An 18,483-nucleotide genomic window follows, 5' to 3' on the forward strand; every position below is an offset into this window, starting at 1 on the left:
GGGTCGGCTGATACGGCGTCTGCACCTGGCCCGAGGGCGCCGGGGTCGCCTGGTCGACCGGCGGGAACACGGCCGAGCCGACGCCCGCGCCGCTCGGGGCCTGCGTGCCCGGGACGATGCTCGGCGGCGCGGCCTGGAAGGACGCCGCCACGCGCAGGCACTCGTCGCGCATGGCCACGGCGCTGGGGAAGCGCTCGTTCGGGTTCTTCTTCAGCGCCCGGGCGATCAGCGCGTCGATGGCCGGGGGCAGCGCACGGTTGATCGAGGACGGAACCGGCGGTTCCTCCTGCACGTGCGCGTAGGCGATGGCCAGCGGCGAGTCCGCCTCGAACGGCAGCCGCCCGGTCACCAGCTGGAACAGCATGATGCCGACCGAGTACAGGTCGGAGCGGGCGTCCACCCCGCGGCCGAGGGCCTGCTCCGGCGACAGGTACTGCGGGGTTCCGACGACCATGCCGGTCTGCGTCATCGACGTCACGCCGGACTGCATGGCGCGGGCGATGCCGAAGTCCATGACCTTGACCACGGCGCGCTTGGTCATCATCACGTTGCCCGGCTTGATGTCGCGGTGGACCAGTCCCATCTCGTGGCTGATCTCCAGGGCGGCCAGCACGTCCGCGGTGATCTTCAGCGCCTTGTCGGCGGGCATCGCGCCCTGCTGCCGCACGTCCTCGTCGAGGACCGAGCCGAGCGGGCGGCCCTCGACGTACTCCATGACGATGTACGGCGTCGTCATGTCGTCGAGGGTGTCCTCGCCGGTGTCGAAGACCGAGACGATGTTGGTGTGCGTGAGCTTGGCCACGGACTGGGCCTCGCGGCGGAACCGTTCGCGGAAGGCCTGTTCCCGACCGAGATCCGTGTGAAGTGTCTTGATCGCGACCTGCCGGTCGAGGACGCTGTCGTACGCGAGGTGCACCGAGGCCATGCCGCCCTGGCCGAGGAGGTCACGCAGCTGATAGCGGCCGTTGGCGAGCGCCCGCCCCGTGTGCTGGCCCTGTGCGCCGTCCTGGCTCATGTTCCCCGTCCCCCGTAGCCCCTGCGGACGCCGCCGACTGCCGCTGATCCGTGGTTGATCCAAACCGCCATTCCCGGCCAAGTCTGCCCCAGGGCACCGACACGTCAAGCTCGGTGCCCGTTCCGTGACCGTACGCGAAAGAAGAGTCGCGTAAGCGTTACAGGGGGCGTACGGGCGGGACACAGAATTTGCACGAGAGTACGGAGTGAAGGTTTCATGGCCGGTCCGTCTCGTGCCGGTCCCGGCATCCCTTGTCGGGCCGGAGGCTTGCGCGGAGGCTGTAGCGTGGCCGACGGAGACCGTAACAACACCGCGCGCACCGCGGGCAGAAACGACGGCGAGGACTGATGGCACAGCAGCAGGCCGCTCAGGGCCCGTCCGACCCCGAGGCGTCTGGCGGCGGCATGTCGGACGCGCCGGAGCTCTGGGGTAACGGCGGGTTGGTCGGGGACGGCCGGTACCGGCTGACCCGCAGACTCGGCCGGGGCGGCATGGCCGAGGTGTTCGCAGCCGAGGACGTCCGCCTCGGACGCACCGTCGCCGTCAAGCTGCTCCGCTCCGACCTCGCCGAGGACCCGGTGTCCAAGGCGCGCTTCACGCGCGAGGCCCAGTCGGTGGCCGGTCTCAACCACCACTCGATCGTCGCCGTGTACGACTCCGGCGAGGACTTCGTCGGCGGCCAGTCCGTGCCGTACATCGTCATGGAGATCGTCGAGGGCCGCACCATCCGCGATTTGCTGCTGAACGCGGAGGCACCCGGCCCCGAGCAGGCGCTGATCATCGTCTCGGGCGTCCTGGAGGCGCTCGCCTACTCGCACCAGCACGGCATCGTCCACCGCGACATCAAGCCCGCGAACGTCATCATCACGCACAACGGTGCCGTGAAGGTGATGGACTTCGGCATCGCCCGGGCCCTGCACGGCGCGTCCACGACGATGACGCAGACCGGCATGGTCATGGGCACCCCGCAGTACCTTTCCCCCGAGCAGGCGCTCGGCAAGGCCGTCGACCACCGTTCCGACCTGTACGCGACGGGCTGCCTGCTCTACGAACTCCTCGCGCTGCGCCCGCCGTTCACCGGCGAGACCCCGCTGTCGGTGGTCTACCAGCACGTCCAGGACATCCCGACGCCGCCGTCCGAGGCCTCCGACGTGTGCCCGCCGGAGCTGGACGGCCTGGTCATGCGCTCCCTCGCCAAGGACCCCGACGACCGTTTCCAGACGGCCGAGGAGATGCGCGGGCTGGTCCAGTACGCGCTCCAGATGCTCTACGACCAGGGCGGCCACACCGGCACCTGGAACACCGGCCCGGTCGACATGCACGAGGGCCGGCACACCCCGTCGGGCGGCTTCGCCGGCGCGACGGCCGTGATGGGCCACGCCGGGGACGCCTCCGGCACCACGCAGATCCCTGCGCCGATCCTGCCCGGCGGCTACGGCGCCGGGGACGACGGCGGCTTCGAGGGCCACGGCAACAAGGGCAACGGCCGCGGCAAGCTCTGGATCCTCGCCGTGCTCGCGGTGATCGCCGTCGCGGTGGGTGTCGCGCTGGCGCTGAAAACCACGGGCAACGGCGAGGACAGCCCGAGCAAGGAACAGAAGCCGACCACCTCGCAGACGACCGAGGAGAAGACGCCCAGCGAGACGCCGAGCGACGAACCGAGCGAAGAGCCGACCGACACGAACACGGACAACGGCACCGGCACCGGCTCGGGCGACGGCAACTGGACGCCGTCGTACTCGCCCTCCTACACGCCGTCGCAGAGCGCTCCCGAGTCGCCCACCGGCCAGCCGACGGACCAGCCGACCTCGCAGGAGCCGACCGACGAGCCCACGGACCCGGAGCCCTCGCCCCCGGCCTCGCCGCCGGACGACACGGGCGGTGCCGACGGCGGCGGTACGACCGGTGTCGTCGGAGGTCCGGGCGGCGAGGACGGCTGATCCGGGGGACCGGACCGCCGCAACAAAACGGATGATCCACGCGCGCGTGGGGCCCGGAAACGGGGCCCACGCGCGCGTGCCGTTTTGACGCGCCGACAAGAGGACTCTTCCCGTGACCTGGGTCACCGGGTTAACGTGCGGTTGCTCCGGCCTCCTGCAAGGCTGTGACCTGGGACCCTTCACCACCTTCCCGATTTACTTGGATATCCAAGCAAAATCGCAGGTCAGAAGGGGTTTCACAGAAATGTGGCGCACTGGGTAACGTGCTTTTTGCAGGGCGCTCGCCGGGGCACCTGTCACGCCTGTTCCCGGCCGAGTGGCACCCACCCCGTGCCCCGGTGGTCGAAAACAGGTGAGCCGCACTGACCTACCGGCAACCCCGGGGGTCGGACCGACGGAGGAGCACACGTGACCGTGGAGAGCACTGCCGCGCGCACACCGCGACGCAGCGCCGGAAGCAAGGCCGGCACCACCGGCACCAAGCGCACCCGCACGACCGCCAAGAACGACACCGGCGCCGAGCCCCAGCTCGTGCAGTTGCTGACGCCCGAGGGCAAGCGCGTCAAGAACGCCGAGTACGACAAGTACGTCGCCGGCATCACCCCGGAAGAGCTCCGCGGCCTCTACCGCGACATGGTGCTCACCCGCCGCTTCGACGCCGAGGCCACCTCGCTGCAGCGCCAGGGCGAGCTGGGTCTGTGGGCGTCGCTGCTCGGCCAGGAGGCCGCCCAGATCGGGTCCGGCCGGGCCACCCGGGAGGACGACTACGTCTTCCCGACCTACCGCGAGCACGGCGTGGCCTGGTGCCGCGGCGTCGACCCCGCCAACCTGCTCGGCATGTTCCGCGGTGTGAACAACGGCGGCTGGGACCCCAACAGCAACAACTTCCAGCTCTACACGATCGTCATCGGCTCCCAGACGCTGCACGCCACCGGCTACGCGATGGGTGTCGCCAAGGACGGCGCCGACAGCGCGGTGATCGCGTACTTCGGCGACGGCGCCTCCAGCCAGGGCGACGTGGCCGAGTCGTTCACCTTCTCCGCGGTCTACAACGCCCCGGTCGTGTTCTTCTGCCAGAACAACCAGTGGGCCATCTCCGAGCCCACCGAGAAGCAGTCCCGCGTGCCGATCTACCAGCGCGCCCAGGGCTTCGGCTTCCCGGGCGTCCGGGTGGACGGCAACGACGTGCTCGGCGTCCTCGCGGTCACCCGCTGGGCCCTGGAGCGGGCCCGCAGCGGCGAGGGCCCCACCCTCGTCGAGGCGTTCACCTACCGGATGGGCGCCCACACCACCTCCGACGACCCGACCCGCTACCGGGGCGACGAGGAGCGCCAGGCCTGGGAGGCCAAGGACCCGATCCTGCGCCTTCGCCGGTATCTGGAGGCCTCAAACCACGCGGACGAGGGATTCTTCGCGGAACTGGAGGCCGAGTCCGAGGCGTTGGGCAAACGAGTGCGCGAGGCGGTCCGTGCCATGCCGGACCCGGACCACTTCGCGATCTTCGAGAACGCCTACGCGGACGGACACGCGCTCGTCGACGAGGAGCGCGCCCAGTTCGCGGCGTACCAGGCGTCGTTCGCCGACGAGGGGGGTAACTGAGATGGCCGACAAGATGGCTCTGGCCAAGGCGATCAACGAGTCGCTGCGCCGCGCCCTGGACTCCGACCCCAAGGTCCTGATCATGGGCGAGGACGTCGGCAAGCTCGGCGGCGTCTTCCGCGTGACGGACGGCCTGCAGAAGGACTTCGGCGAGAGCCGCGTCATCGACACCCCCCTCGCCGAGTCGGGCATCGTCGGCACGGCGATCGGCCTGGCCCTGCGCGGTTACCGCCCGGTGGTGGAGATCCAGTTCGACGGTTTCGTCTTCCCGGCGTACGACCAGATCGTCACGCAGCTCGCGAAGATGCACGCCCGGTCGCTGGGCAAGGTCAAGCTCCCGGTCGTCGTGCGCATCCCGTACGGCGGCGGCATCGGTGCGGTGGAGCACCACTCCGAGTCGCCCGAGGCGCTCTTCGCGCATGTGGCGGGCCTGAAGATCGTCAGCCCGTCGAACGCGTCGGACGCGTACTGGATGATGCAGCAGGCGATCCAGAGCGACGACCCGGTGATCTTCTTCGAGCCCAAGCGCCGCTACTGGGACAAGGGCGAGGTCAACACGGAGGCGATCCCTGGTCCGCTGCACAAGGCCCAGGTGGTCCGCGAGGGCACCGACCTCACCCTGGCCGCCTACGGTCCGATGGTGAAGCTCTGCCAGGAGGTCGCGGACGTGGCCGCCGAGGAGGGCAAGAACCTGGAGATCGTGGACCTGCGCTCGGTCTCCCCGCTCGACTTCGACTCGATCCAGGCGTCGGTGGAGAAGACGCGCCGCCTGGTCGTCGTGCACGAGGCCCCGGTGTTCTTCGGGTCGGGAGCGGAGATCGCCGCCCGGATCACGGAGCGCTGCTTCTACCACCTGGAGGCCCCGGTACTCCGGGTCGGCGGCTACCACGCCCCGTACCCGCCGGCGCGCCTGGAGGAGGAGTACCTGCCGAACCTGGACCGGGTACTGGACGCCGTCGACCGCTCGCTGGCGTACTGAGGAGAGGGTCGTGACGACGATGACGGAAGCGTCCGTGCGCGAGTTCAAGATGCCCGACGTGGGCGAGGGACTCACCGAGGCCGAGATCCTCAAGTGGTACGTCCAGCCCGGCGACACGGTCACCGACGGCCAGGTGGTCTGCGAGGTCGAGACGGCGAAGGCGGCCGTCGAGCTGCCCATCCCGTACGACGGCGTGGTCCGGGACCTGCACTTCCCCGAGGGCACCACGGTCGACGTGGGCACCGCGATCATCGCGGTGGACGTGGGCGGTGGCGGCGCCGCACCCGCGCCCATCGCCGAGCGGCCCGCGGCGGCCGAGCCCGCCGAGGAGCCGAAGGCGGCGGGTTCGGGACGCCAGCCGGTCCTGGTGGGTTACGGGGTGGCGACCTCGTCCACCCGCCGCCGCCCCCGCAAGGGCCCGGAGGTCCCGGTCCAGCAGGCCTCACCTGCGATCCAGACGGAGCTGAACGGCCACGCGCCGGCGGCCCCGGCCCCCGCCGCGACCGCCCCGGCGGGCACGGACCGCCCGCTGGCCAAGCCCCCCGTACGCAAGCTGGCCAAGGACCTGGGGGTCGACCTGACGACGGTCGTCCCGACCGGCCCGGACGGCATCATCACCCGCGAGGACGTGCACGCGGCGGTGGCCGCCGCCGTCCCGGCGGTCTCCGAGCCGCCGGCCGCGTCCGCCCCGGCCGCGGTCCAGGCTCAGGCCTCCTACGACACCACGCGCGAGACCCGCATCCCGGTCAAGGGTGTCCGCAAGGCGACGGCGGCGGCGATGGTCGGCTCGGCGTTCACGGCGCCGCATGTCACGGAGTTCGTGACGGTCGACGTGACGCGCACGACGAAGCTGGTCGAGGAACTGAAGGCGGACAAGGAGTTCACGGGCCTGCGCGTGAACCCCCTGCTGCTGATCGCCAAGGCGCTGCTCGTCGCGATCAGGCGCAACCCGGACGTCAACGCGTCCTGGGACGAGGCCGCCCAGGAGATCGTGGTCAAGCACTACGTGAACCTGGGCATCGCGGCCGCGACCCCGCGCGGCCTGATCGTGCCGAACATCAAGGACGCCCACGCCAAGACCCTGCCGCAGCTGGCCGAGTCCCTGGGCGAGCTGGTGGCCACGGCCCGGGACGGCAAGACGTCCCCGGCGGCCATGCAGGGCGGCACGGTGACGATCACCAACGTCGGGGTCTTCGGCGTCGACACGGGTACGCCGATCCTCAACCCGGGCGAGTCCGCGATCCTCGCGGTCGGCGCGATCAAGCCGCAGCCGTGGGTCCACAAGGGCAAGGTGAAGCCCCGTCAGGTCACCACCCTGGCCCTGTCGTTCGACCACCGCCTGGTCGACGGCGAGCTGGGCTCGAAGGTCCTGGCCGACGTGGCGGCGATCCTGGAGCAGCCGAAGCGCCTCATCACCTGGGCGTGACCCGACTGCGGCGGCCCCCCGACCCACCGGGCGGGGGGCCGCCGGCGTCTGCCCGGGGTGAACCTGCGGTACTCCGAGGATCACAAGAGCCTCCTCGAATCCTCCCAAGTACCACACAGTAAGCGGTTTATACGGACATACGATCAACCTCACCACGAGATCGACCATTCGCCCGGCGTCCCGGGGGGAGCCCTGTTCCGGGCTGCGGCGGGCGCGGTCACTCCCTCGAAAGTGAGTGAACCCCCCATGCGCGACGCGATGGTGCTCAAGGCCCAGAGATTCGTGAACTCCGTCTACGGCGGCCGTACCGGCACGACCGTCGAGGAGAGCGGCGAGGCCGACTGGGCGACCATGTACGCACTGACCCGTGCCCTGCAGTACGAGCTGGGCATCACCGCCCTCTCCGACAGCTTCGGCCCCACCACGCTCAGCACCCTGACGGCGAAGTACCCCGAGCTCGACGCGGACACCGTCCCCTCGCCGGACTTCTGCCGCATCATCCAGGCCGGCCTCTCCTGCAAGGGCTACGACGGCGGCGACCTCGACGGCACCTACGGAACACGGGTGCAGGCGGCCGTCACCCGGCTCAAGACCGACATGGGCGTCGAGCAGGCCTTCCCCGGCGGCGCCGTGACGCCCAAGGTCTTCAAGGCCCTGCTGACGATGGACTCCTACGTCCCCGGCGCCTCCGGCACCGGACAGGTCAGGGCCGTCCAGCAGTGGCTCAACGCCCGCTACCTGAAGCGGCAGGACTTCTATGTCATCGCCTGCGACGGGCTCGTCAGCCGGGACACCCTCAAGGCGCTGCTCTTCGGCGTGCAGTACGAGCTGGGCATGGCGGACGGCACCGCCAACGGCAACTTCGGGCCCGGTACCCAGTCGGGCCTGAAGTCACACCCCGTCAAGCAGGGCGACAAGGGCGTCTTCGTCCAGCTGTTCTCCGCCGGGATGGTCCTCAACCGGCGGCCCGCGGCCCTCGCCGACACCTTCGACTCCTCCCTTGCCGCCGCCGTCCGGGCGTTCCAGACCTTCGCGGCGCTCCCGGCCACGGGCGAGGGCGACTTCGCCACCTTCGCCTCCCTGTTGGCATCCTTCGGTGATCAGTCCCGGTCCGCCAAGGCCTGCGACACGATCGCGAAGATCACCCCGGCCCGGGCGGCGTCGCTCAAGGCGGCCGGGATCACCTACGTCGGCCGCTATCTCACCAACCCGAGCGCGACCTCGCTGCCGGAGAAGGCCATCCAGCCGGGCGAGCTCGCCACCATCGCCCAGCAGGGGCTGCGCTGCTTCCCGATCTACCAGACCGTCAACAACGACGCCTCCGACTTCGACTACGTCGCCGGGCGGACCGCCGGATACGCGGCGGTCAACGCAGCCCGCGACCACGGATTCCGGCGGGGGACGAGGATCTTCTTCGCCGTCGACTTCGACGCGATCGACGCCGAGATCACGGCGAGCGTCCTGCCCCACTTCAAGGGCATCAAGGAGGCGATGACCGATTCCGGCCACCCGTACGAGATCGGCGTCTACGGCTCCCGCAACGTGTGCGCGCAGGTCGGCGCGGCCGGCTACTCGACCGCGAGCTTCGTCGCCGACATGTCCCCGGGCTTCGAGGGCAACGCCGGGCATCCGCTGCCCGCGGACTGGGCCTACGACCAGTTCGTCATCCGCACCCTCGGCTCCGGTGACGGGCAGCTGGAGATCGACGCGGACATCGCCTCGGGGCGGGACACCGGGCAGGGCTCGTTCGACCGGCCGCGGCCTCCCGTGGCGGACGTCGCTCTCGACGCGCGCCAGGTGCCGGCCCTGCGGGCCGACCTCTCGCGCTACATGCGGTCGATCGGCCGCCCGGACACCGGCGGCATCGGCAGCGACGCACGGCTCTACACCAACGCGCAGGCAGTCGAGGCGATCCAGGACCAGGACGGGCTGATCACCGAGCTGTCGACGACGTACACGATGCGCAAGGCGCTGATCCAGACGGCCGTCTACTGGGCCATGCGCGACTACGGTCTCGCCGGCCAGTCCGCCGACCAGAACGTGGCCGACCACCACGGCGCGGGCTCCGGCTCCGTCCGGGACTCGCACACCGGCATCGGCGAGATCAGCGCGAGCGACGCCATCCAGGCCTGGAACCACTGCATCGGCTGGGGCTTCGCCACCGGCGACCGCCGCGACCCGGCCAAGGATGCCGACCTGTGGGAGGTGTGGCAGCAGCTGAGCAAGGACAACGCGTTCAGTGTGCGCACCGCGGCCCTCCTCCACCTGTGGGGCACCCGGGGCAGGCCCGGCGGCAAACTGCCCCCCGGCGACCGCGTCACCACCCCGCGGTCCATGCGCCTCGACCTCGCCGAGTTCGAGATCACCGAACTCCTGCGCCGCTACCGGGCCTGGGACCCCGACGTGGAGTCCCAGACGCACCAGAGCCTGGCCGTCTACCAGATCTTCGAGAAGTACAACAGCATCGTCCGCAACGCCTGAGTGCGTGTGCGCAGAGAACTTCAGGAAGAGACCACTCCGTTGAAGCTCAACATCCCCCGCATCCCCCGCAGATCGTCGGGTTCCGGAGCCACTCACCGCCGCGGACTGTCCCGCCGGACGCTGCTCGTCCGTATCGCAGCTGTCGGTGGTGCCGTGGGCGTCGCCGCCCTGCCCGTCTCCCACTTCCTGTCGGAGGCGTACGCCGACGCGAACAACCCCATACCGTCGCGCGTGCGGGACGCCCTGCGCAGCGCGCAGGACCGCACCCGGCGTGTGCTGGCCGGTACGCGCTCCCACAACGGCTGGGAGATGGAGAACGTCAGCGACGACGGCGGCACCGTCTACACCCGTCCCGTCCCCGGCACTCCGCTCAAGGGCGTCGCCGTGCGCATGGGCGATGTCGAGACCGTCCTTGTCCACCTGGTACGCCGGTTCCACTACGAGGTCGATCCCCTGCGCCGGGGCGACGTCGTCGGCTGGCACGAGCCCTCCGGTCTCGGCAAGGGCCGGCCGGAGTCCAACCTGGCGTCCGGCACGGCCGTGCGGATCCGGCCGGGCTTCTACCCGCGCGGAGCCCGGGGCGGCTTCTTCCCGCAGCAGGAGGTCGTGCTCCGTGACATCCTCGCCGAGCTCGACGGCACCGTCCGCTGGGGTGGCGACGACCCCAAGCCCGACGAGTCCCTGTTCTCCATCGACGTACGGCCCGGCGACCAGCGGCTGGCACAGGTCGCGGCGCGGATCCGCGGCTGGCAGTTGGAGCCGGGGGCCGGGGCGGGCTCCGCGGTGAACGTGCTGTCGGGCGGCCGGCGCAAGGCGGCCCGGGCGCTGCGGCGCCGGCAGACCAGCGTGGCGTGACGACGATCGGCTGACGAAGGGGGCCCTGCCGCGGTGTGCGGCGGGGCCCCCTCGGTCGTTCTGCGTGAGTCCTACCTGGTGAAGCCGTAGTTGAGCAGCTTGGTCGCGTCCGACTTGCGGGCGGACAGGCCGGTCGAGGCGAGGACCGTGCCGATGACCGTCTTGCCGCTGCGGGTGGCGGCGAAGACCAGGCAGTACTTGGCCTCCGGGCCGGAACCGGTCTTCACGCCGATCGCGCCGCTGTAGCTGCCGAGCAGCGGGTTGGTGTTCTGCCACGGCGCCATCGTCCGCGTGCCGCCGGTCTTGGTGGTCGTCTTCGCCGTGTACTTCTTCGTCTTGACGACCGTGCGGAACGTGGAGTTCTTCATCGCCGCGCTGGCGAGCTTGGTCAGGTCGCGCGGCGTGGAGTAGTTCTTGCCCTTGCCGATGCCGTCGAACGAGTCGAAGTTGGTGTTCTTCAGACCCAGGCTCTTGGCGGTGGTGTTCATCTTGCCGATGAACGACTTCACGCGCGCCGCACGCGTCGAGCCCGAGCCGAACTTGTCGGCGAGCGCGTACGCGGCGTCACAGCCGGACGGCAGCATCAGCCCGTAGAGCAGCTGGCGGACGGTGACCTTGTCGCCGACGATCAGCTTCGCGTTGGACGCGTAGTTGTTGTCGACGATGTAGTCGCTGTACGCCTTCTGGATCGTGACCTTGCTGTTCATGTTGAGGTTCGACTGCTTCAGCACCACCAGCGCCGTCATGATCTTGGTGGTCGAGCCGGTCGAGCGGCGCGTGTCGGCCGCCTTGGTGTAGAGCGACTTGCCGGTCGCGTTGTTCATCGCGTAGCCGCCCTTGGCGGCGATGGAGGGCGCAGAGGCGGCCTGCGCCGGCGCGACGGTGAGGGCACCGGTCGCGAGCATGGCGCCGGTGGTGACGGCGACGGCCGCTGCTCTGCGGAGGCGGGTGCCCTGAATGCCGGTTATCAAGTGAAGTACCCCGATTGCGTCGAATGCCCCAACGATGCGGCCGAGTTGGGGACGAGGGGAAGGGGGCCGCACGTGTCTGACTTGTAACTAGCACACGTGGTTGTGCCGTTGCCGAGGGGGACCCCCGCTTTGCCACAGATGTGTGACATACAAGTCCGCATTCTGGACGTATCTCTTCATGCGTCCCTGTTGTATCTATGCTGTCGGCATGACCTTGGCCGTGAAGCAACCGCCCGCCGCCGACCGCGTCTACGCCCATGTCAAACAGGGCGTCCTGGAGCGCCGCTACGAGGGCGGCACCCTCCTCACCGAGGGCGAACTGGCTGAGGCCGTGGGGGTTTCCCGCACACCGGTCCGCGAGGCGCTGCTCCGGCTGGAGGCCGAGGGGCTGATCCGGCTCTATCCGAAGAAGGGCGCCCTCGTCCTGCCCGTCTCCGCGCAGGAGATCGCCGACGTCGTCGAGACGCGGCTGCTCGTCGAGGAGCACGCGGCGCGCAAGGCCGTGCCCGCGCCCGCCGGACTCATCGAGCGCCTGGAGGAGCTGCTGGCCCGGCAGAAGAAGCAGGCCGCCGCCGGAGACCTCGCCGGGGCCGCCGTCACCGACCGCTGCTTCCACGCCGAGATCGTCCGCAGCGGCGGCAACGAGATCCTCTCCCGCCTCTACGACCAGCTGCGCGACCGCCAGCTGCGGATGGGCGTCGCCGTCATGCACTCCCACCCCGACCGCATCGCCAAGACCCTCGCCGAGCACGAGGAGATCCTCGACGCCCTGCGCTCCGGTGACGCCGAGGCCGCCGTCGGCCTCGTCCACCGGCACGTCGGCTGGTTCTCGCACCTGGCCCGGGGTGAGGTCCGGTGAACGCCACCGGGATACCGGGCGACCCTCCCCCAGAGGGGGCACCCCCAGGCGGGCGCAGGGCACTGGCCGTCTGGGGCACGGGCGTCTCGGTCTACTTCGTCGCGGTCATCTTCCGCACGTCCCTCGGCGTGGCCGGCCTCGACGCCGCCGACCGCTTCCATGTGAACGCCTCCGCCCTCTCCACCTTCTCCATCCTCCAACTGCTGGTCTACGCGGGGATGCAGATCCCCGTCGGCCTGCTGGTCGACCGGCTCGGCACCAAGAAGGTGCTGGCGCTCGGCGCGGTGCTGTTCACGGCCGGGCAGCTGGGCTTCGCCTTCTCCCCCACGTACGGCACGGCGCTCGCCTCCCGCGCGCTGCTCGGCTGCGGTGACGCGCTGACGTTCATCAGCGTGCTGCGCCTGGGCAGCCGCTGGTTCCCGGCCGGCCGCGGGCCGCTGGTCGCCCAGTTCGCGGGACTGGTCGGCATGGCCGGCAACCTGGTCTCCACGCTCGTCCTGGCCCGGCTGCTGCACGGCATCGGCTGGACGGCGGCCTTCGCGGGCAGCGCGGTCGCCGGGGCCGTGGTGCTCGTCCTGGTGCTGCTGTTCCTCAAGGACCACCCGGAGGGCCACGAGCCGGAGCCGCTCCCGCACCAGGGCGCGGCCTACGTACGGCGGCAGATCGCCGCCTCCTGGCGTGAGCCCGGGACGCGGCTCGGCCTGTGGGTGCACTTCACCACCCAGTTCCCGGCGATGGTGTTCCTGCTGCTGTGGGGCCTGCCCTTCCTCGTCGAGGCGCAGGGGCTGTCCCGGGCGGTGGCCGGTGAACTGCTCACCCTCGTCGTCCTGTCGAACATGGTGGTGGGCCTGGTCTACGGCCAGATCGTCGCCCGGCACCACGGGGCGCGGCTGCCGCTCGCGCTCGGCACGGTCGGCACGACGGCGGCCCTGTGGGCGGCGACCCTCGCCTACCCGGGGCCCCACGCCCCGGTGTGGCTGCTGATCGTGCTGTGCACGGTGCTCGGGGCGTGCGGACCCGCGTCGATGCTCGGCTTCGACTTCGCCCGCCCGGCCAACCCGCCCGAACGGCAGGGCACCGCCTCCGGCATCACCAACATGGGCGGCTTCGTGGCCTCCATGACCACGCTGTTCGCGATCGGTGTGCTCCTCGACGCCACCGGCGACGACTACTCCCTGGCCTTCTCGGTGGTGTTCGTGCTCCAGGCGGCCGGGGTCTCCCAGATCCTGCGGCTGCGCGGGCGGGCGGCCCGGCGGGAGCGGGAGCGGCTGGTGGCCAGCCGGGTGGAGACGGTGCACGTGCCCGTGTAGGTCCCGTCGTCCGGATCAGCGGGCCGCCACCGGTACGAGAGTGAGGTACGCGAGGCCGAGGACGCCGCGGTAGGTGAGCCACCTGGCGCGGTGCCGGTCGACCCGCTCGCGGGTCTGTGCCGCCAGGGGGTCATCGGGGTGCCCGGCGAGCCACACCTCGGTGTCCGCGAGGTACCCCGACTCGAACTCCTCCCACTCGTCGAGGCTCGCGGTCTCGGTCCACTCCGGCCGGAACCCCGCGTGGATCGCCATGCTGATGAGCGTCGCGAGGTCGGGGTGGTCCGTCGCGGCGGCGTCCGGCCACATGCGGGACAGCTCGTCGGGGGTGGGGGTGCGCTGCCAGAAGCCCTCGCCGAGCAGGACACGGCCCTGGTCGCCGACCAGGCGGCGCAGTTCCCCGAGCGCGTCGGGGAGCCGGTCGCCGAGGGCCTGGCTCGACCCCACGCACAGGACGAGACCGGCGGGGCCGTGTGTGGTGCCGGTGGCGGACTCCTCCAGGAAACGGGCCCGGGACGCCAGTCCGCGGTCTTCGGCGGCCTTCCGCCCCCGTGCCAGGTCGTCGGCGTCCAGGTCGAGGCCGGTGCCGGTCGCCTCCGGCGCGGCGGCCAGGACACGGAGCATCAGCTCGCCCGAGCCGCAGCCGATGTCCAGGACCGTGGTGGGGCGGCGGCATGTGGTTTTCGGGCCCTCGGCGTTGGTGCCGGGCCGTGCCCGACCAGGGTCGCACCCGCCGATCAGGGTCGCACCCGCCGATCAGGGCCGTGCCCGGCGACCAGGGTGGCACCCGCCGATCAGGGCCGTGCCCGGCGACCAGGGGCGCACCCGCCGGTCAGGGCCGCACCCGATCAGGGCCGCACACGGCGATCAGGGCTGCACCCGCCGATCAGAGGCCGTGCCTCCCGCGAGCTCTTAGAGCAGGGGGACCCTCATCGCCCACACCGGCACGCAGGCCCGCAGCCGAGTGGGACTCCTGAGCTTCTACTGCGTCACCGTGAAGTTCCGCAGGATCGCCGCCGTCAGCTCCGGGTCGCCCTCCGTCTTCAGGCGGTCGGACACCGACTCCGGGGTCACGCGGCCGCAGGCCAGGCGGACGTACGTCTCCCAGTCGAGGGTGAGGGTCGCGGCGGGGCCGAGGGCCGGGGCCGTCTCCAGCGTGCCGCGGCCCTGGATGTCGACGCGGATCGTGCGCAGGAACTCGACGGGCCCGTGCACGTCGAAGACGATCGCCGAACTGCGCTGCGCCTGCGCGTCCTCGGCCACCACACGCGGGAGTTCGCCGAGCAGCACGTCCCGGGCGACCAGCGCGCCGGGGGAGTCGAGGTTGCCGGGGCGGCCGAGGGCCGTGCGCAGGTCCTGCTCGTGCACCCACACGTCGAACGCGTGCCGCCGCATCGACTCCTCCAGGGTCAGCTCGCTGCCGAGCGGGCCGCGCACCTTGGCGCCCGGGTCACGCGACTCGTTCCGCAGCTGCCGGTTGCGGCGGATGATCACATACTCCAGCTCGGAGGTCATCTCCGGCGCCGTGTGGTGGCGGCGGACGTCGACCTGCATCTCCATGTAGCGCTGGTGCTCGTTGGTGACGTGGAAGAGGTCGCGCGGCAGGCTGTGGATGGGGCGCGGGTCGCCGAGCATCTCGCAGTCCAGACCGATGACATGGGAGACCACGTCCCGCACCGACCACCCGGGGCACGGCGTCCGCCGGTTCCATTCGGCCTCCGCGAGCGGCTGGAGCAGCTCGGATATCGCTTCGATGGAATGGGTCCAGGCGTCGGCGTAGGGCTGGAGGGTGGGATGCAGACTCACGGAACGGGACCCCTCGGCGGTTCGGTCACGGGCAGGTGGTGGCGGCGTTGCCAGTGGGAGGTGGCGGCTTTCGGCGGGCGTCTCGCGAGCTAAGTTACGCTGCTGTGAGGCACCCCGGCAGTGCTTTCGTGTGACGATCGTAGGCCCGTGTGAACGGCTCGAATGCCAGGACGGTGGTAGTGTGCGCGCCTCTGTGATCCAGATCGCCGTGAACGAGGACGAATCGGTCGAAGCGCGCCGCCGACGCGTGGCGGGGACGGTCCGCGAGCAGGCCGGGGCCGACCTCGTCGTCCTGCCGGAGCTGTGGACCACGGGTGCCTTCGCCTACGAGGAGTTCGGGCGCGAGGCCGAGCCGCTCGAAGGGCCGACGTACGAGGCGATGGCGAAGGCCGCGAGCGAAGCGGGTGTGTGGCTGCACGCGGGTTCCATCCCGGAGCGGGACCCCGACGGGCCGCTCTACAACACCTCCCTGGTCTTCTCGCCCTCCGGTGACCTGGCCGCCGCCTACCGCAAGATCCACCGGTTCGGCTTCGACAAGGGCGAGGCCGTGCTGATGGGCGCGGGCTCCGAGCTGGTGACGGTGCGTCTGCCCGGGACGACCCTCGGCCTGTCCACCTGCTACGACCTCCGTTTCCCCGAGCTCTACCGCGGTCTCGTCGACGCCGGTGCCGAGACGCTCGTGGTGTCGGCGGGCTGGCCGGAGCGCCGCCGCTCCCACTGGACGCTGCTGGCCCAGGCGCGGGCCGTGGAGAACCAGTCGTTCGTCCTCGCCTGCGCAACGGCCGGGACGCACGCCGGAGTTCCCCAGGCCGGTCACTCGATCGTGGTCGACCCGTGGGGCGAGGTGCTCGCGCAGGCCGGTGCCGGCGAGGAGGTCCTCACGGTGGAGTTCGACCCGGGGAAGGTCGCGGCGACCCGGGAGCAGTTCCCGGCCCTGAAGGACCGGATGCTGGGCCTCCAGCCGCCGCGCAGGCCCTGACCGGCGCTCTCAGTCCTCCCGTTCCTTCTCCGCGAGGTGGATCACACACACGGCCACCGCGATCAGCAGGGCCGGGTCCGCGTCCTCGTGGACGACGTCCACGCCGTAGGTGTCCCGTACGGTCAGCCACCGCCGGGAGACCACCGCCAGCAGCTCACCGTCGTACTCGACGGCGAACTCCCGGTCGAGGACCTTGCCGCTGACGTCGAGCTCGTTGCCGTCGGCGAGGGACACCCGGTAGTGGTTGCGCAGCAGGGACAGCCGTTTCCTGCGGATGGTCGCCAGTGGCTCTCCGCCCCGCTGGAGCACCATGGTGTCGCGCAGGGCGAGCATCTTCTGATGGATGTCGACGAGGACGCGCCCCTGGGTGTCCTTCAGCTCCCAGGTGTCCCGCACCCGCAGGGCCTTGCCGTCGACGAGGAAGACCTTGCTGCCGCGGCCGTCCTCGATCCAGTAGTCGTCACCGAAACCGAGGAGCCGGTCGTACACGAGGAATCTCATGACACCAGGGCTTCCCCGCCGCCGCTCCCGAAACGCCGTCTGTAGGCCGACGGGCTGAGCCCGGTCACCTGCCGCAGCCGCGCCCGCAGGTTGGTCGCCGTACCGAGCCCGCTCCTGGCCGCCACCACGTCCAGCCGCTCCTCACCCCGCTCGATGAGCCGGCAGGCCAGCGCCACCCTTTCCCCCGTCAGCCAGGCGAGCGGGGTCGTCCCGAGCTGGGCGCGGAAGCGGCGGTGCAGCGTGGCGGGACTGACACGCGCGCGTGCGGCCAGATCCGCCACCGACAGGGTCTCGCCCAGCCGCTCCTGCGCCCACGCCAGCAGCGGCGCCAGCGACTCGTCCCGCACCTGAGGGACCGGTCGCTCCACGAACTGCCGCTGCCCGCCGTCGCGGTGCGCGGCGAACACCAGCCGACGGGAGACGTGATTGGCGATCTCCGCGCCGTGGTCACGCCGCCAGATGTACAGCCCGAGGTCGAGCGCGGCGGCGCTGCCGGCGGCGGTGAGGAGATCGCCCTCGTCGACGAACAGCACGTCCGGTTCCAGCAGCACCCTCGGGTGCAGCCGGCGGAAGGAGTCCGCCCAGCGCCAGTGGGTCGCCGCCCTCCGCCCGTCCAGCAGTCCCGCCTCGGCGAGGGCGAAGGTGCCGGTGCAGAAGCTCACGACCCGGGCGCCACGCGCGTGTGCCAGCCGGATGGCGTCGAGGACGTCGGGGCCGCGCGGTACGACGTTGTCAGGCCGACCCGGCACGACCAGCGTGTCCGCCTCCGCCACGGTGTCCAGGCCGCGGACGCCGGTGAGAGTGAAGAAGCCGTGGTTCATCCGGATCTCCGGCGCGGGCGCGCACAGCGTCACCTCGTACAACGGCTCGGGCAGCCCCAGTTCGGGCCGCGGCAGCCCGAACAGTTCGGTGGCCACACCGACCTCGAATGGGTTGGTGCCCTCGTCGACGATCACGGCGATCCGGTGCGGGCGCTGCGAGGATTCTTGCGACATGTGCGATTCCTAGCACTCGCACGACGTGCACGGCACCCCGCAGGATTCCCTCATGACCCAGGAACCCGTCTCCCTCGCCCAGGCCCTGGCCTCCTTCACCGACCGCTGGAGCCCCCGCATCGTCACCGCCGTGAACGACTACGACGTCCGCGTCGCCAAGGTGGAGGGCGAACACGTCTGGCACGTCCACGACCACACCGACGAGTTCTTCCTCGTCCTCGACGGTGAACTGCGCATCGCCCTGCGCGAGCCGGCCGGCGAGCGCTCGGTGGTACTGCCCCGGGGCAGCGTCTTTACGGTGCCGCGCGGCACCGAACACAAGCCGTCCGCCTCCGTCCCCACGACGATCCTCATGTTCGAACCCACAGGAACCCTCACGGTCGGTGACCGCCACGAGAAGGTCCCGGCCCACGTGGACGCCACGACGGGCCATGCCCTGAGCTGATTCGGAGCAGCGGATGCGACGCGACCCGGGTGCGGACCTCGCTGTCCTACACCCCGTATCCGTCGCTGTATCCGTCGCGGCGGTGGTGGTGCACTGCCGGGTCGTCCACGACCTGTGTCGTGGGGGGCACCACCACGCGTCGGCGCCTGGCGATGCTGCTGAACGTGGTGACGCCGATCAGTCCGACGATCATCAGAATGATGCCGACCAGGTCGAGGTTGACCCCCTGCATGTCCCAGTCGGTCGCGAACGTGAGGATGGCTCCCACGGCGATGAGGATGATGCATCCGCCGAGGCCCATGTGTGTCGCCTCCCTGTACGGTCC

General features: G+C 70.9%; 17 protein-coding genes. 10 read left to right on the top strand and 7 right to left on the bottom strand.

The features are described 5' to 3' along the window. Positions 1-1,015 (bottom strand): protein kinase domain-containing protein (locus tag C1J00_RS08550; protein WP_146046155.1); only part of this gene is annotated, 1,015 nt, incomplete at its 3' end. A 347-nt stretch (positions 1,016-1,362) separates the two neighbouring features. On the opposite strand from C1J00_RS08550, the gene C1J00_RS08555 reads away from it, so the two are divergent. The 6 genes from C1J00_RS08555 (at position 1,363) to C1J00_RS08580 (ending at position 10,295) form a co-directional block, all read left to right on the top strand. Further along, complete coding sequence (locus tag C1J00_RS08555) at positions 1,363-2,955, top strand: protein kinase domain-containing protein (protein ID WP_102908431.1); 1,593 nt, start codon at positions 1,363-1,365, stop codon at positions 2,953-2,955. A gap of 408 nt (positions 2,956-3,363) precedes the next feature. Beyond that, entirely contained in the window at positions 3,364-4,554 is a 1,191-nt protein-coding gene (gene pdhA, locus C1J00_RS08560) for a pyruvate dehydrogenase (acetyl-transferring) E1 component subunit alpha (protein WP_102908432.1), read from the top strand. A gap of 1 nt (position 4,555) precedes the next feature. Further along, positions 4,556-5,533 carry an alpha-ketoacid dehydrogenase subunit beta gene (locus tag C1J00_RS08565; protein ID WP_102908433.1) on the top strand — a complete coding sequence of 326 codons (978 nt, stop codon included), beginning with the start codon at positions 4,556-4,558 and terminating at the stop codon, positions 5,531-5,533. Positions 5,534-5,543: 10 nt separating this feature from the next. After that, complete coding sequence (locus C1J00_RS08570) at positions 5,544-6,959, top strand: dihydrolipoamide acetyltransferase family protein (protein WP_102908434.1); 1,416 nt, start codon at positions 5,544-5,546, stop codon at positions 6,957-6,959. A 246-nt stretch (positions 6,960-7,205) separates the two neighbouring features. Next, positions 7,206-9,440 carry a glycoside hydrolase domain-containing protein gene (locus C1J00_RS08575; RefSeq protein WP_102908435.1) on the top strand — a complete coding sequence of 745 codons (2,235 nt, stop codon included), beginning with the start codon at positions 7,206-7,208 and terminating at the stop codon, positions 9,438-9,440. 39 nt (positions 9,441-9,479) lie between these two features. Beyond that, positions 9,480-10,295, top strand: a complete 816-nt coding sequence (locus C1J00_RS08580; RefSeq protein ID WP_245936261.1) for a hypothetical protein — start codon at positions 9,480-9,482, stop codon at positions 10,293-10,295. A gap of 71 nt (positions 10,296-10,366) precedes the next feature. Here the strand turns inward: C1J00_RS08580 and C1J00_RS08585 are convergent, their stop codons facing one another. Continuing rightward, positions 10,367-11,266: a D-alanyl-D-alanine carboxypeptidase family protein gene (locus C1J00_RS08585; RefSeq protein WP_102908436.1), complete on the bottom strand. Its 900-nt coding sequence runs from the start codon at positions 11,264-11,266 to the stop codon at positions 10,367-10,369. 208 nt (positions 11,267-11,474) lie between these two features. Between C1J00_RS08585 and C1J00_RS08590 the strand changes: the two genes are divergently transcribed. Next, positions 11,475-12,125 (top strand): GntR family transcriptional regulator, encoded by a 651-nt coding sequence (locus C1J00_RS08590; RefSeq protein WP_102908437.1) that lies wholly within the window; start codon positions 11,475-11,477, stop codon positions 12,123-12,125. Then, positions 12,122-13,435: an MFS transporter gene (locus C1J00_RS08595; RefSeq protein ID WP_180989463.1), complete on the top strand. Its 1,314-nt coding sequence runs from the start codon at positions 12,122-12,124 to the stop codon at positions 13,433-13,435. The genes C1J00_RS08590 and C1J00_RS08595 overlap by 4 nt, the downstream gene beginning before the upstream one ends. Positions 13,436-13,450: 15 nt before the next feature. Here the strand turns inward: C1J00_RS08595 and C1J00_RS08600 are convergent, their stop codons facing one another. Together C1J00_RS08600 and C1J00_RS08605 are read right to left on the bottom strand one after the other, a co-directional pair. Next, positions 13,451-14,086, bottom strand: a complete 636-nt coding sequence (locus tag C1J00_RS08600) for an SAM-dependent methyltransferase (RefSeq protein ID WP_245936262.1) — start codon at positions 14,084-14,086, stop codon at positions 13,451-13,453. A 327-nt stretch (positions 14,087-14,413) separates the two neighbouring features. Then, the gene (locus tag C1J00_RS08605) at positions 14,414-15,238 is read right to left on the bottom strand and encodes a maleylpyruvate isomerase family mycothiol-dependent enzyme (RefSeq protein WP_102908439.1); all 825 of its coding nucleotides are present in this window, start codon (positions 15,236-15,238) and stop codon (positions 14,414-14,416) included. A 181-nt stretch (positions 15,239-15,419) separates the two neighbouring features. Between C1J00_RS08605 and C1J00_RS08610 the strand changes: the two genes are divergently transcribed. After that, positions 15,420-16,217: a carbon-nitrogen family hydrolase gene (locus C1J00_RS08610; protein WP_102908440.1), complete on the top strand. Its 798-nt coding sequence runs from the start codon at positions 15,420-15,422 to the stop codon at positions 16,215-16,217. Positions 16,218-16,226: 9 nt separating this feature from the next. Here the strand turns inward: C1J00_RS08610 and C1J00_RS08615 are convergent, their stop codons facing one another. Next, positions 16,227-16,718: an LURP-one-related/scramblase family protein gene (locus tag C1J00_RS08615; RefSeq protein WP_102908441.1), complete on the bottom strand. Its 492-nt coding sequence runs from the start codon at positions 16,716-16,718 to the stop codon at positions 16,227-16,229. Then, positions 16,715-17,713 carry a GlxA family transcriptional regulator gene (locus tag C1J00_RS08620; protein ID WP_102908442.1) on the bottom strand — a complete coding sequence of 333 codons (999 nt, stop codon included), beginning with the start codon at positions 17,711-17,713 and terminating at the stop codon, positions 16,715-16,717. The genes C1J00_RS08615 and C1J00_RS08620 overlap by 4 nt, the downstream gene beginning before the upstream one ends. Positions 17,714-17,765: 52 nt before the next feature. On the opposite strand from C1J00_RS08620, the gene C1J00_RS08625 reads away from it, so the two are divergent. After that, positions 17,766-18,158: a cupin domain-containing protein gene (locus C1J00_RS08625; protein WP_102908443.1), complete on the top strand. Its 393-nt coding sequence runs from the start codon at positions 17,766-17,768 to the stop codon at positions 18,156-18,158. 46 nt (positions 18,159-18,204) lie between these two features. Here the strand turns inward: C1J00_RS08625 and C1J00_RS08630 are convergent, their stop codons facing one another. Continuing rightward, positions 18,205-18,459, bottom strand: coding sequence for a DUF6458 family protein (locus tag C1J00_RS08630; RefSeq protein ID WP_102908444.1), 255 nt, complete (start codon positions 18,457-18,459; stop codon positions 18,205-18,207). Positions 18,460-18,483 lie beyond the last annotated feature (24 nt).

Origin of the sequence: Streptomyces cahuitamycinicus (assembly GCF_002891435.1) — a bacterium.
Lineage (GTDB): Bacteria > Actinomycetota > Actinomycetes > Streptomycetales > Streptomycetaceae > Streptomyces > Streptomyces cahuitamycinicus.

Coding starts and splice junctions, on each gene's coding strand:
- C1J00_RS08565 (WP_102908433.1), top strand. CDS start 4,556: ATGGCCGACAAGATGGCTCTGGCCAAGGCGATCAACGAGTCGCTGCGC.
- C1J00_RS08630 (WP_102908444.1), bottom strand. CDS start 18,459: ATGGGCCTCGGCGGATGCATCATCCTCATCGCCGTGGGAGCCATCCTC.
- C1J00_RS08615 (WP_102908441.1), bottom strand. CDS start 16,718: ATGAGATTCCTCGTGTACGACCGGCTCCTCGGTTTCGGTGACGACTAC.
- C1J00_RS08620 (WP_102908442.1), bottom strand. CDS start 17,713: ATGTCGCAAGAATCCTCGCAGCGCCCGCACCGGATCGCCGTGATCGTC.
- C1J00_RS08575 (WP_102908435.1), top strand. CDS start 7,206: ATGCGCGACGCGATGGTGCTCAAGGCCCAGAGATTCGTGAACTCCGTC.
- C1J00_RS08625 (WP_102908443.1), top strand. CDS start 17,766: ATGACCCAGGAACCCGTCTCCCTCGCCCAGGCCCTGGCCTCCTTCACC.
- C1J00_RS08555 (WP_102908431.1), top strand. CDS start 1,363: ATGGCACAGCAGCAGGCCGCTCAGGGCCCGTCCGACCCCGAGGCGTCT.
- C1J00_RS08590 (WP_102908437.1), top strand. CDS start 11,475: ATGACCTTGGCCGTGAAGCAACCGCCCGCCGCCGACCGCGTCTACGCC.